This window comes from Mesorhizobium sp. B2-1-3, assembly GCF_006442495.1.
Classification (GTDB): domain Bacteria; phylum Pseudomonadota; class Alphaproteobacteria; order Rhizobiales; family Rhizobiaceae; genus Mesorhizobium.
The window spans coordinates 405,087-417,942 of the sequence record NZ_VFWL01000002.1 but is presented as its reverse complement, the minus strand read 5'-3'; the positions used below and the strand labels follow the sequence as shown (position 1 = coordinate 417,942).

At 60.4% G+C, this 12,856-nt stretch carries 14 protein-coding genes and 1 tRNA gene; 10 read left to right on the top strand and 5 right to left on the bottom strand.

What is annotated here, in order from left to right; genetic code table 11:
* Window positions 1-14: 14 nt before the first annotated feature.
* The 5 genes from FJ973_RS06670 to FJ973_RS06655 all read left to right on the top strand — a co-directional run bounded on the left by FJ973_RS06670 (window position 15) and on the right by FJ973_RS06655 (window position 5,902).
* Window positions 15-1,262, top strand: a complete 1,248-nt coding sequence (locus FJ973_RS06670) for a YcbK family protein (RefSeq protein WP_140495817.1) — start codon at window positions 15-17, stop codon at window positions 1,260-1,262.
* A 294-nt stretch (window positions 1,263-1,556) separates the two neighbouring features.
* Window positions 1,557-4,289 (top strand): SUMF1/EgtB/PvdO family nonheme iron enzyme, encoded by a 2,733-nt coding sequence (locus FJ973_RS06665; protein WP_140555341.1) that lies wholly within the window; start codon window positions 1,557-1,559, stop codon window positions 4,287-4,289.
* The gene (locus FJ973_RS30790) at window positions 4,279-4,419 is read left to right on the top strand and encodes a hypothetical protein (RefSeq protein ID WP_181170881.1); all 141 of its coding nucleotides are present in this window, start codon (window positions 4,279-4,281) and stop codon (window positions 4,417-4,419) included. Before FJ973_RS06665 ends, FJ973_RS30790 begins: the two co-directional genes overlap by 11 nt.
* 98 nt (window positions 4,420-4,517) lie before the next feature.
* Window positions 4,518-4,592: transfer RNA gene (locus FJ973_RS06660), tRNA-Glu, on the top strand.
* Window positions 4,593-4,759: 167 nt separating this feature from the next.
* A complete protein-coding gene (locus tag FJ973_RS06655) occupies window positions 4,760-5,902 on the top strand; it encodes a hypothetical protein (RefSeq protein ID WP_140555339.1) in 1,143 nt (380 codons plus the stop codon).
* Window positions 5,903-5,942: 40 nt separating this feature from the next.
* On the opposite strand, the gene FJ973_RS06650 is transcribed toward FJ973_RS06655, so the two are convergent.
* The 4 genes from FJ973_RS06650 to FJ973_RS06635 all read right to left on the bottom strand — a co-directional run bounded on the left by FJ973_RS06650 (window position 5,943) and on the right by FJ973_RS06635 (window position 7,563).
* Complete coding sequence (locus FJ973_RS06650; RefSeq protein ID WP_140495883.1) at window positions 5,943-6,206, bottom strand: DUF6074 family protein; 264 nt, start codon at window positions 6,204-6,206, stop codon at window positions 5,943-5,945.
* Between the two features lie 138 nt (window positions 6,207-6,344).
* The gene (locus FJ973_RS06645) at window positions 6,345-6,641 is read right to left on the bottom strand and encodes a DUF982 domain-containing protein (RefSeq protein ID WP_140517077.1); all 297 of its coding nucleotides are present in this window, start codon (window positions 6,639-6,641) and stop codon (window positions 6,345-6,347) included.
* A 178-nt stretch (window positions 6,642-6,819) separates the two neighbouring features.
* Window positions 6,820-7,056: a hypothetical protein gene (locus FJ973_RS06640; RefSeq protein ID WP_140547213.1), complete on the bottom strand. Its 237-nt coding sequence runs from the start codon at window positions 7,054-7,056 to the stop codon at window positions 6,820-6,822.
* Between the two features lie 108 nt (window positions 7,057-7,164).
* A complete protein-coding gene (locus FJ973_RS06635) occupies window positions 7,165-7,563 on the bottom strand; it encodes a hypothetical protein (protein ID WP_140521011.1) in 399 nt (132 codons plus the stop codon).
* Between the two features lie 209 nt (window positions 7,564-7,772).
* On the opposite strand from FJ973_RS06635, the gene map reads away from it, so the two are divergent.
* From map to FJ973_RS06620, 3 genes are all read left to right on the top strand, one after another.
* Window positions 7,773-8,600, top strand: coding sequence for a type I methionyl aminopeptidase (map, locus tag FJ973_RS06630; protein WP_140517079.1), 828 nt, complete (start codon window positions 7,773-7,775; stop codon window positions 8,598-8,600).
* Between the two features lie 49 nt (window positions 8,601-8,649).
* Window positions 8,650-9,336, top strand: a complete 687-nt coding sequence (gene radC / locus FJ973_RS06625; protein WP_140555338.1) for a DNA repair protein RadC — start codon at window positions 8,650-8,652, stop codon at window positions 9,334-9,336.
* Between the two features lie 147 nt (window positions 9,337-9,483).
* On the top strand, window positions 9,484-10,737 hold the full coding sequence (locus tag FJ973_RS06620) for a site-specific integrase (RefSeq protein WP_140555336.1): 1,254 nt from the start codon (window positions 9,484-9,486) through the stop codon (window positions 10,735-10,737).
* Window positions 10,738-10,788: 51 nt separating this feature from the next.
* On the opposite strand, the gene FJ973_RS06615 is transcribed toward FJ973_RS06620, so the two are convergent.
* Window positions 10,789-11,391, bottom strand: coding sequence for a hypothetical protein (locus FJ973_RS06615; protein ID WP_246675832.1), 603 nt, complete (start codon window positions 11,389-11,391; stop codon window positions 10,789-10,791).
* A 91-nt stretch (window positions 11,392-11,482) separates the two neighbouring features.
* On the opposite strand from FJ973_RS06615, the gene FJ973_RS06610 reads away from it, so the two are divergent.
* Both FJ973_RS06610 and FJ973_RS06605 read left to right on the top strand, forming a co-directional pair.
* Window positions 11,483-11,734, top strand: coding sequence for a helix-turn-helix transcriptional regulator (locus FJ973_RS06610; RefSeq protein WP_140555335.1), 252 nt, complete (start codon window positions 11,483-11,485; stop codon window positions 11,732-11,734).
* 199 nt (window positions 11,735-11,933) lie between these two features.
* Window positions 11,934-12,839, top strand: a complete 906-nt coding sequence (locus tag FJ973_RS06605; protein WP_140555333.1) for a site-specific integrase — start codon at window positions 11,934-11,936, stop codon at window positions 12,837-12,839.
* The last annotated feature ends 17 nt before the right edge of the window (window positions 12,840-12,856 follow it).

The window sequence follows — 12,856 nt, the reverse complement described above, 5'->3', positions numbered from 1 at the left end:
TATCGAGGGGGAATTTGACTTTGAAATCAGCAGGGTGGAGCCTCGCGAAGGGAGAACGCCGCACCATTGCGGCGGCGCTCTGCTCCGTGCTCCTGGCCTCCTGCACCTCGGCCGGCGACCCCACAATGTCGGTTGGCATGCCCGGCTACAATGCCTCCGCGTCGGACATCAATGCAGCCTCGACAAACAAGCCGATCGTGGCCGGCGATTCGTCGTCGCAGACGGCGACCACGCAGACCACCGTGATGGCGGAAGGCGACACAGCGCTGCCCGAGACGGTCGCCTACGTGCCGATTACCAAGCCGCAGGCGGCCTTCCCGCTCACCGCGCCGGCTGAAGCTGAAACGATTGCCGGAAACACGCCGCAATCGCTGGAGCAGCAGCCGCAGACGGCGCAGCAGACCGATGCGGCGGCGCAGAAGATCGCCGCCGCCGACGCGGCCGTGACGGCGCCGAAGCAGGCCGCCACACCGGCGATGAACAATCCGGTCTATGTGACCGCTGGCGAGGCGCAGCAAGCGGAGGCGCCGAAGAAAAGGGGTTTCCTGGCCTCGATGTTTGGCGCCACGCCGGCTTCGGCGAAGCCCGCTCCACTGGTCAACACGCGCGCAGGCGAACAGCCGGCTGTGCAGGCCAAGCCCGCCCCGGCGGCGGCAAAGCCGATCATTACACTGGCCTCGGCCGATTCCACGGCGAAACCGGTGCAGCTGGCTTCGCTCGGCGACGACTCAGGTCACATCACCGGCAGCGATGCCCTGCCGGGCGTCCGCCAGACGGCGCTGTTCGAGATCAAGCGCAAATCCGGCCTCGACGACGAAAGCGACGTCGACCTCAACGAGGATGAAGGTTCGGGCGGCCTCTACCAGGTAGCTTCCGCCGCCGGCATGGCGCGCCTGGCGCCCAACGGGCTCTTGAAGCAGAACGAGAGTGTCGACGTGGCGTGCCTCAAGCCCTCGCTGGTGCGCGTGCTCAAGACGATCGAAGGCCACTACGGCCGCAAGATGGTCGTCACCTCCGGCTATCGCGACCCCGCCCGCAACCGCCGTGCCAACGGCGCCAAGAATTCGCTGCACATGTATTGCGCCGCCGCCGACATCCAGGTGCCGGGCGTCTCGAAATGGGAGCTGGCGAGCTACGTCAGGACGATGCCCGGCCGCGGCGGCGTCGGCACCTACTGCCACACCGAATCGGTCCACGTCGACGTCGGCCCCGAGCGCGACTGGAACTGGCGCTGCCGCCGGCGCAGCGGTGGCGAAGGCTGACCAGGGCCGGTTCGGCTGGACGCGCTAATACCGTGGTCCAAACCTCCGCGATTGCTCTCCTTCGCAAAGAGCGAGGTGAGTTCTGGGTTTGGCACGGGCACATTCAATCTGTTCTTAAGGCTTAGTCATCTCCTTCTTGAGACTTGGCTTAATTATGGCGCGGTAGTTTTTGATCCCAGCAGCAAGAAGCCGGGTTTCGCACGTCCCCGCTTACCTCTTTTCTTCAGGTTGACAGTGATATCCTTGAGGGGGAGCTTTCCACTCAGGATTTGTTAATCATGCTCGGGGATTGGAATGCACAAGGTCGTCGCGGCGATTGCTGTGCTTGTGCTTGCGTTGGTGGCGGACATGGGTTCGATATCGCCATCCTTCGCTCAGCAACGCTGCACGGAAATCGGATTTCCAGACAAGGACACGGCCGTTCAGAGCGGCCTCGCGCCTGTCGATAACTGCTATGAGCTCGACGCCCAGGCTGCTGCCGCTTCATCGGACGCCCGGGCCGGAACGCCATTTCGCGATTGCGAACATTGCCCTGAAATGGTCCCGCTGCCTCCGGGCAGCTTCATGATGGGCGCAAGCCAGAAGGAGATGAAGCGGCTCAGATATGTGCAATGGGCGACGCCTCAACATGAGGTAACGATCGGCTATCCGTTCGCCATCGGTCGCTTCGAGATCACCGTTGATGAGTTTGACGCCTATGTGAAGGAAACCGGTGCTGGGGTCGGCGGCAAGTGCGGTATACGTACGATCGAAAGCGGCCCGAACAAATTCAAATATAGCGGCACACCCGTCCCCGGCGGCGACAAGACTGAATCCGCGCCATACGCCATCTATATCAGCGACGGCTCCTACGCGCAGCCGGGATTACCTGTGACAGGACGGCAACCGGCCGTATGCGTTTCCCGCAACGACATGAAAGACTATCTCGACTGGCTCTCCATGATGGCGAACAAACACTACCGGCTGCCGACAGAAGCGGAGTGGGAATACGCTTATCGGGCGGGAACGGATTCGTTCAATTATTGGGGCGATGACTTCAAGCAGACATGCGATTACGCGAACTTCGCAGACCGCAAGTCCGGCTATCAGGCAGGCATGGCTGCCTCCTGTTCGGAGAAAATACATCCTGACTGGACCGCCGAGGTCGGTTCCTACAAGCCCAACTCATGGGGTCTTTACGACATGGGCGGTAACGCCCAGGAAGCCGTCGAGGACTGCTTTCACAAGAGCTACCAAGGGGCGCCCGCTGATGGTTCGCCTTGGACGGAGCCGGACTGCGTTCTCTTCGCGGCGCGCAGCGGCGACTATGAGTTGACGCAGTTCTCCATGCGTGGCTCAGAGCGGTTGCTGTTCGGATACACCGACGATACCGATGACGGCATGTGGAACCGGGATGAAGGATCCGATGAACGCTTCAACGTCATGGGTTTCCGTGTGGCCTTGTCGCTCGACGATAAGAGCTGGGACAAGACCGCGCGAGCTGCTGCGCCCGAAAAACTGGCAGAAGTGAAGGTTGCGGCCGCTGCATCACCGACCACAACAGACAGTGGTCCGCAATATGACCACCTCCCCGCCGCGGTCAAAACCTACGTCGAGGATATCCGCAACAGCTGCAAGGACTATGACGCGAGCGGCATCCCTGCCAACAAGATGTCGGGCGTCCGACCGATTTCGCTTGTCGACGGCACGCCAGCCCTTCTCATCGAGAATGAAACCTTATGCTCCGGCCATTACCCGGGCGCGAATTGCAGCAATCGCGGGTGCGATGTGGTGGTCATGGTCGAAGGGAACGGCGGTTGGAGGGAAATCTTCCACGAGCATCTGTACGACGACACCTTCGACATCGGCGAGGACAAAAAGCTGAGTTCGATTTCAGCGACAATCTATGCGGGCGACCCGCATTGTGGTCCCCCTCCGAACGCCAAATTCATGTCCAGCGACAGCTGCGATGTCGTGATCCACTATGAAAACCAGGGCTGGATTTGGCGAAAGGCCCAACATGCGGCGACGTCGCGCGTCACCGGCGGCCAGATAGGGACGGACACCGCACCTTCGACCACAGAGAATTGCGGCGGCTCATATGTCTTCGTGCAATTGGTCACGTTCCTGTACGATCCTCTGCTCGGCCCGAAGGTGGATCGACAAATGCTCGAGGCAAAGGGTGACGCTGCCTCCTGGTACGACGTGGAATGCGATGCGGCTGGGAGGCCCTCGATCTTTACCCGCTACGAGTTCGGCAAGAAGACCGGTCTGACGGCCGTGGAATACGACGGTCAGTCGAACCATGTGGCGCGGCAAGTCGCGAAAGGTCCGGACGGAAATGTGCTCGATACCAGCGTGATTGCGCGCAATGCAAAGATGCAGCCCGCTAGAATCGAGGTCCTGAATGCAGATGGCGTAGCCGAAAAGGTCGGCCTCTTCAGCTATCGCGATGACTTCGTCGATCTGAACATTACGGAGGTGAAAAGCGGCGCATCACTATGGCATGCACGTGAATGGTTCGATGACAGCGGAGCCCTTGCCCGAGCATACTGGTACTATCCGAGGTTTTGGTATGACTATCACTACGATCCGAAAACGGGCCTTTATCCGGTGCACGACAAGTATGACGGTGACCTGAAATTCGAGACAACGAAGTACGAATATGACGAGTTCGGGAATACCCTGTCCCGCAGGTCTACATGCATTGTCGACACGTGCGACACGGTGACAAATTTCGGAAAATACGACCACGGCCATCTGGCACACGAAGAGGCGAAACTCAAAAGCGGAGACCAGCTTGTCTGGGAGAACGCGTACGATGCCGAGGGCGGACTGGCGGTGTCGCACCTGAATGCGAACGGGCGTTTCGTTATCAAGTTCGTTGTTGAACGAGATGGACCTTTGGTCAAACAGACGGTTGCCTATTCCCCGAAGGGCAAGAAGCTCTTCGTCTATGATCGCGCGGAGACGGTATACATAACCAGAAACGGATCCCCGGTGAATGGCGGCAAATACAAGCGCTTTACGAAACACGATGTCTGGTGAACAAACCGATGTCACTTTTGAGCGACATGCATTTGCATCGGGCCGCTTCCGCAATCGTCTGAAAAGTGCCCGGAAATCCACGCAGCGGCTGGTGACGGCCGCCAGAAAAATTGCCGCTGGCGCTGCGTGAATCACTCGCTTCGGCAGGCAGGAAAAAAGTTGTCCAAGCCGGCACCTGACGGGTTGCCGGTTGCGCACAACGCCAGTATAAGCCGCTTTCATCTGAGCGCGCCCATCGTCTAGCGGTCAGGACACCGCCCTTTCACGGCGGTAACAGGGGTTCGATTCCCCTTGGGCGTACCAGCTTCACTCGATGTCCCCTCCGCTCCTTTCGGCGTCAAGAGCTATTGCGCCGGACAGGGTAACACCCCCTTCCGGAACGTCATTTTACGTGTTGACCATTCCGCCGCCTCGACCTTGTCGAGGGCAAGGCTCGATGGTTAAATCGGCTTTCCCAGGGGGATGCTAATATGGCAGTTCACCTTTCGGCGGATGCTCGAGCTCCTGCGGCGACGCCGCCACAAAGATATCTCTTTGGCCCGCTGGCCGACTTTCTCATGCTTGGCGGCAGCGCATTCCTGATTTTGCCGGCCCTGTACTTCGTGCCTACCAAATACGACAGCCTTGTTGCGGCGGCGATGTTTTTCCTGGCCTACTTGATAAACTATCCGCATTTCGCCCACTCTTACCAACTCTTCTATCGCAATTTTGGAAGCAAGGTGCGCGGCGAGGGATACGACAGGGGCCTCCAGATCCGCTACATTTTCGCCGGCATTGTCGTTCCCCTGCTCATGGTCGGGTTTTTTGCTTACGGCTCGATAACGGCGAACGCCCGGCTGCTCGGAAACGCAGCCAACGCGATGTTCTTTTTCGTGGGCTGGCACTACGTCAAGCAAGGCTACGGCATGTTGATGGTGGACGCCGTGTTGAAGCGCAGGTTCTTCACCAATCCGGACAAGAAAATCTTGCTGGTCAACAGCTATGCCGTATGGCTGTTCGCATGGCTTCAGACGAACACGGCGGTCAGCCAAGCAAAATATTACGGCTTGGAATACTATACGTTTGCCACGCCTGCGTGGCTCAACACGATTGCGCTGTCGGCCGCGGCCGCTTCCACGGCCGCCACCGTCGTGATGCTGATCAATCGCTGGAGTAAAAATGGCGGCAGCCTGCCGTATAACGGCGTCGTCGCTTATATCGCATCCCTATATCTTTGGATCCTGGTCGTGAGAATAAACCCGCTCTGGCTGCTCGTGGTGCCGGCTCTCCATTCGCTGCAGTACCTGGCCGTGGTCTGGCGCTATCAAAGCAATGTCGAGCGGGACGGTCCCGATGCACAAAAGGTTCCGGACTCCAGAATCCTGTCCGTTCTTGGTCCGATCTACAGGACGCGAGTCCTGGGGTTCGTCGTCGCCGGCGGGGTCCTCGGCGGTCTCGGTTTCTGGCTGATCCCGGCGGCACTGACTGCCTTGATCCCTTACGACAAGGAAGTCCTGGGTTCGTCGCTGTTCTTCTTCATAGTGCTGATCTTCATCAACGTGCACCACTACTTCCTTGACAACGTCATGTGGCGACGCGGCAACCCCGAAGTTTCAAAATATCTGTTCCGCTAGCGGTGGCATGGACCGGCTGTGGGACGCCTTGCGGAGTACTTCAGGCGGAAAGAATTGGCATCGGCTCAGTGGCCGCGCCGGCCGATATCTCTTTTTGCACGGCGAAGAAGAACCTGCGCACCTCGTCGCTGGCCGCCGCCCTGTCCCTGCCTGACCTGACGACGAGATCGAACAACTCCGTCGCCTTGGCCCTCCAGAACGAGGTGGCGCTGTCGCCATGCAAACTGTCGAGCCTGGCAGCCACCTCCCGAACCAGGAATGCCTGACGGTCGATCGGGAATGCACGGATTTTTTCTGGGGACATCTTCCGAACCACGAGACTGACGCAACGAATCAACCATTGCCGAACAAGCATGGCGTAGCCGCGAAAGTAGAAACGGAAGCTTAATGGCATCGGCATCGATGCTTCGTTCGGCCAGGAGAACGAAGAGCGCAGCGTACCTCAGGCTTGCAGCCCTCTCGCCTGGCCACCGCGCTTGCGCGGCGCCATCATGTCCCGGGCCATCAGCCCGGTCACCCGGCAGAACGCCATGAACGCCCGGCAGGCATCCTCGGTCTTGACCACGTCCACGGTGGCGCCGAAGCAGGCGTTGAAGGCCTTCTGGTAAATCGGGCCTTGCCGGCGCAGCGGCCAGGCCTGGAGAAAATCAAGGGCCTGTTCGACGCTATAGATCTCCTCGACAGGCAGGCCGGGTCCGGGCGCGATACGCACCGGCACCTCGAATTGCAGTCTGTCCATCCGCCATCTCCCGAACTGTCGTCACCAGCGGCAACGCCATCCGTCGTAAAAAGTTGCTCTGGCCGGTCGCTACCGCAGGAATGTGGCGTCTCCGCGGTCATGGACGTTTTGCCGCAGCCGCCGCAAGCAAGCGCCAAGGCGCCCGGCCTTGTCGAGCGCGGGCGCCTTGGCGGTCCGGCTACTGGTTGGCGGGATCGGTCTCCGCATCGAAGGCCATGCGCACCGCCGTAAGCAGCACGAGAGCAGACGGCACAGCGAAAATCCCGCCAAGGACAAGTGCCCCTGTCGCCGAAAGGCCGAGCGTCTCCGTCAGCGCCCAGTAGACGGTTCCGATACAGATGAGCGCCTGGACGGAAAGGAAAATGGCGGCGCAGGCCGCGCGCGAAAGGCTCTTGAGTGTCTTGATACGTTGCATGGAAACAATCCGGAAATGACGCGCTACGCACCGCTGCGCGACCGAAGCCGCCGCGCGGATCGAGGCGCGAACAGGAAGTGGTTTGAGTGAAGGAGCGGTTGAAACCGCTCAGGCCGGAACCGATGGCGGCGCGCGCGGCTGATTGGCAGTCGCCCACGGTGTGCGGGCGTCCCTGTCGGCGGCGACGACCTCTGCCGGCGGAACCGAAACAAACCAGGAAAAGACGGTGTCCCGAGCCGGCAGGGCCGGATGGCCGCCGGCGAACTTAACCAGGGCCGGCCGGCCGGAACGAACTTCCAGCGCCTGCCCCTTGCCGGTGATGCGCAGCAGCGCCGCCGCTTCGCCGGACCGCTCCACGCCGGCGCTGGCGACACCGGAGGCTGCTCCGGCAAAGACGGGCACCTCCGCCCGGCCAAGCGACAGCATCGCCAGCAGCACAAGGCTCATCAGCAATGAGCAGGCCGCCTTCAACGGCGCTTCAGGCAATCTGGCGTGCTCGACGCTCATGAAATCTCCAAAAACCTCCCTCGCCCTACCGCACGGTCGACTGAAAGGGAAGGAACAAGGGCGTCAAGGACATCGGGGCGCGCCGAATATCCCTGCCGCTTGGTGGTGTCCGGGCAGTTCTTCCTTGAACCTTTTGCCCTCAAGTGCCAAATCTGGGGAGATTTTCACGCCGGCTCCCTTGCAGAGCCACACCGGCAAGACGGACACCAATGGTCACTTATCTCGACGCCGCCACGGCACCGCTCAGAAACACCGGCCAGATCCGCCTCTATGGCGAGGAAGGTTTTGCCGGCATGCGCAAGGCATGCGACCTCACGGCGCGCTGCCTCGACGAACTGGTGCCGATGGTTGCGCCCGGCGTCACCACCGACACCATAGATCGTTTCGTTTTCGAGTTCGGCATGGATCATGGCGCGCTGCCGGCGACGCTCAACTACCGCGGCTACACCAAGTCTTCCTGCACCTCAATCAATCATGTCGTCTGCCATGGCATCCCCGACAACAAGCCGCTGAAGGATGGCGACATCGTCAACATCGACGTCACCTACATCCTCGACGGCTGGCACGGCGATTCCTCGCGCATGTACCCCGTCGGCACCATAAAACGCGCGGCGGAACGCCTGCTCGAAGTCACCCACGAATGCCTGATGCGCGGCATTGCCGCGATCAGGCCTGGCGCCCGCACCGGCGCCATTGGCGCGGCCATCCAGAGCTATGCCGAGGGCGAGCGCTGCTCGGTGGTGCGCGACTTCTGCGGCCACGGCGTCGGCCAGTTGTTCCACGACGCGCCCAATATCCTGCATTATGGCAGCGCCAATGAGGGCGTCGAGATGCGGCCCGGCATGATCTTCACCGTCGAGCCGATGATCAACCTCGGCCGGCCGCATGTGAAAGTCCTGTCGGACGGCTGGACCGCGGTGACACGCGACCGCTCGCTGTCGGCGCAATACGAACACACGATCGGCGTGACTGACACCGGCTGCGAGATCTTCACGCTCTCCCCCAAAAAGCTCGACCGCCCCGGCCTGCCAGCCTAATGTTTCGTTCTCCCGGCGCTCGCGGTCGGGGAGCTGGGGGGCAGACGAGATGTCAGGTGACGACGACGAGCGCAGTTTCTTTGCAGAAAAGCCTGCGCAGCTTTCCGCGACCATGCACTCTCCTGGGACAGCCCGGCCTCCTGCGAAGGCCGGCAGGATCGAGGAGAAGCCGCATTATCTCGGCCACCGCGACCGTTTGCGCGAACGCTTCGCCTCGGCAGGTTCGGACGCCCTGCCCGACTATGAGCTTCTGGAACTCCTGCTCTTCCGCCTGATCCCGCGCGCCGACACCAAGCCGGTCGCCAAGGCGCTGCTCTCCCGCTTCGGTACCCTGGCCGAGGTGCTTGGCGCGCCCGTCGGCCTCCTCCAGGAGGTCAAGGGCGTGGGCCCGGTGGTAGCGCTCGACCTGAAGGTCATTGCGGCGACGGCCCAGCGCATGGCGCGCAGCGAGGTCCATGGCCGCGAAATCCTCTCCTCTTGGCAGCAGCTTCTCGACTATTGCCGGTCAGCCATGGCCTTCGAGGCGCGCGAGCAGTTCCGCATCCTGTTCCTTGACAAGAAGAACACGCTGATTGCCGACGAGGTGCAGCAGACCGGCACTGTTGACCATACGCCCGTCTATCCGCGTGAGGTGGTCAAGCGCGCTCTCGAACTGTCGGCGACGGCAATCATCCTGGTGCACAATCATCCCACTCGGCCCTTTTCAATCACGCACGATCACGCTTTAGCACATTGATACATATCGCTTTTTCGACTTGTCGTAGAGTCGGATATCGTGGCATATTGGGGTCGGTTTTAGGGGGATCGAAGGCCCGTTTGGACCCAACCACAGACCCCTACTACCCGTCAGCCGATCCCACTCGAAAGCCTACGGGAGACCCCAGTGCCAAGCCTTACCGATGGAGAGATTCGCCGCGCTTTGAAGCAGGTCGAGGAGACCGGAAAGCAGCAGAACCTTGTCGATGGCGAGGGTCATGGAACCGGCCGCCTCGTTCTAGTGATAAAGCCAATGCCGACCCGCATAACGGCGGACTGGATGGCCCAGCAGTGGCGAGACCAAAAGCGTGTCAAGAAAAAGCTCGGGTCGTATCCGTCAATGAGCCTCAGCCAGGCTCGCGAGATTTTCAGACGCGACTTCGCCGACATGATCCAAAAGGGACGCAGCATCAAGATAGCCGGCGATACGCGACCCGGCACGGTCGCCGATCTGTTTGAGGCTTACGTCGCGTCGCTCAAGGCAGATGGAAAACCGTCCTGGAAGGAGGCCGAAAAGGGATTGAACAAGATCGCCGATTCGCTCGGTCGCAACCGCCCTGCCCGTGACATCGAGCCCGATGAGATCAGGGACATCATTCGACCGATCTATCAGCGAGGCAAACGGTCCATGGCCGATCATGTTCGCAGCTATATTCGATCGGCCTACAGTTGGGGGCTGAAATCCGAGCACGACTACCGCTCGACCTCTGTCCGTCGCTTTCGTCTCATCTACAATCCGGCTGCTGGTATTCCGACAGAACCAAAAAACGTTGGAACGCGTTGGTTGGACGAAGAGGAATTTGTCCGTCTCTATCGCTGGCTCGAATATCCCGATGCGCCGGTACATCCCCCTTACACGCGTGCAGTAAGAATTCTTATGCTGACCGGCCAACGCGTCGAGGAGATTGCTCGGCTACACGTCGATCAATGGGATGCCGCTGAGTGCATCATCGACTGGTCCAAGACCAAGAATGGAAAGCCTCACGCCATCCCCGTGCCCAAGATCGCGGCCGAGCTTATCGGGTCGATCAAGCCGAATGAATTTGGTTGGTTTTTCCCATCCGCAACCGACCCGTCCAAGCCTGTCAGTCATGGAACGCTCTATTCGTTCATGTGGCGACAGCGCGATCGCGAGGTCATTCCCGTCGTGACAAACCGCGATCTCCGGCGAACCTGGAAGACGCTTGCCGGCAAGGCAGGTCTCTCGAAAGAGATCCGAGACCGATTGCAGAACCACACTCTGCAGGACGTCAGTTCCAAGAGCTACGATCGCTGGAATTACATGCCGGAAAAGCGTGCTGCCATGGCCCGGTGGGACAACTTTGTCCGCGAGCTCGTGACGAAGAAGAAGCGTAAAGTCACCCTTAAAGAAGCTGCATGAGCTAGCGACTGCTTTTTTGGCGTTTGAGACGGGACAGGGCCGACTTGATTTCTAAAATTCAGCCGATTTGTCAGCCGGGTTTGGAAGAACTGATGTTTCCGCGAACGATTTCGCAGTTTGGCGTATATGTTCCGCAGCCTGTTCCGCCTCGACTGAGTCTACGAGTTGGGCTGCTTGCTGTAGATGCCTCGTTATATCAGCGCGAGTGGCGAAGCGGTCCAACTCGCACGGCTGCAAATCGCCCGCGATAGCTTTCAGATCGCGCAATACGGAAGCGATGTGTGGCCAAGGGAAATCGGTCGGATCGCCGATGTCACGGTCCGCTCCGACGATCACCTCCAACTTGGCTAAGATGCCAGCTAACGACAGAGCTGGAACCTCTGGAAGCGCATCTTGAAGTTTAAGCGCTTCGGTCATCGCTAAGACTTCGGCCTCCCGAGCAACAGCGTACTGAACGCCGTCCGGTGCGATCACTGGCACGGGCTGCTTTTTCATTTCGCCTCTGGTCAATGCCTGAATTCCGGTATTGCAGATAATTCTCGTCTCCAACCGCTGCTGGACCCTGCAAAGCACCAGAGATGTATGTTGGGCACGATGCCATGCGGCCCACAGGGCGAGTGCTGGGTCATGTTTCATTGCTGCTGATTGCGCCATCTTGGATTCCTCCAATTCGACATGGCTGGGTCGTATCTGAATTTAAGATAACTGGAAATCAGATATAATTGAAGCCCTCATCTGGAACTGGATGAGGCCGGTGGTGAAAACGCTCGGAACGCTGCGCCATAAGTCATTGATCACGATGCTGATTGCAAAGCGTGAGGCTAGCGGGCTGACACAGACCGAGCTCGCCGAAAAGCTCGGCGAATATCAGTCGTTTGTCGCTCGACTCGAAAGCGGCCAACGCCGCGTCGACGTAGTCGAATTCATCGATCTGGCGAAAATCCTGGGGTTCGACGCTTCTTCAGCCATCAAGAGATTGGCAGCAGAACCAGACTGAATCTAGCTGAGACCGTCCCAACCGCTCGCGAGCGCGCCACACAACAGCGCCGTAGCGAGCGAGCGGCGGCTTTGCGCCTCATGCACGAACCCGCTTCGCGGGAGGGTCGCCTCGACCTGAGATGGCGCGACAGGCAGTTGACTTGAGCGGATAGAGGCGTCGATCTGACCATGGAGTTCCCTTCAACGAGGAACTCGCCATGGCTACCCTGTCGACCGATGCACCAATCTCTCCGCTTCGCCAGCGCATGCAGCACGACATGCTCATGCGTGGCCTGGGCTCCCATACCCAGCAGGACTACGTTCGTCACGTCCGGCGCTTCGCTGTGTTCCTTGGCCACTCGCCCGACACTGCGACGGCTGAGGACATCCGCAGGTTCCAGCTGCATCAGCATGAGAGCGGCGTCGGCCCTGCTACGATCAATGGCGCGGTCTCAGCATTGCGGTTCCTGTTCCTCGTGACGCTGAAGCGTCGGGATCTGGCGCGTGCGCTGGTGATCATGAGGTATCAGCGCAAGCTGCCCGACGTGCTGAGCGTGGAGGAAGCGGCGCGGCTGCTCGAAGCCGCACCAGGCATCAAGTACAAGGCCGCACTCGGCGTCGCCTATGGCGCGGGCCTGCGCGTGTCCGAGGTCGCGCACCTCAAGGTCGACGACATCGACTCCACACGTATGCTGATCCGCGTCGAACAGGGCAAGGGACGTAGGGACCGTAATGCGATGCTCTCGCCGCAACTGCTTGAGCTGCTGCGGCTGTGGTGGCGCGAAGGCAGGCGGCGCGGGGTGATGCTCCCGCATGGCTGGCTGTTCCCGGGGCGCAGCTGCACGGCGCCGATCTCGTCGCGGCAATTGCACCGCGCGGTCCAGGAGGCAGCCGAAGTCGCCGGCATCCGCAAACGCGTCAGCCCGCACACGCTGCGCCACAGCTTCGCCACCCACCTGCTCGAACAGGATGTCGACATCCGCGTCATCCAGGTGCTGCTTGGTCACAGCAAGCTCGATACGACCGCGCTCTACACCAAGGTCTCGACGCGGACGATCCATGCGGTCGCAGGGCCGCTCGACCGGCTGATGGCGCTGATGGAAGGCAAGACGCCGCCCGGCTGAGCCGTGCGCACCTCTGT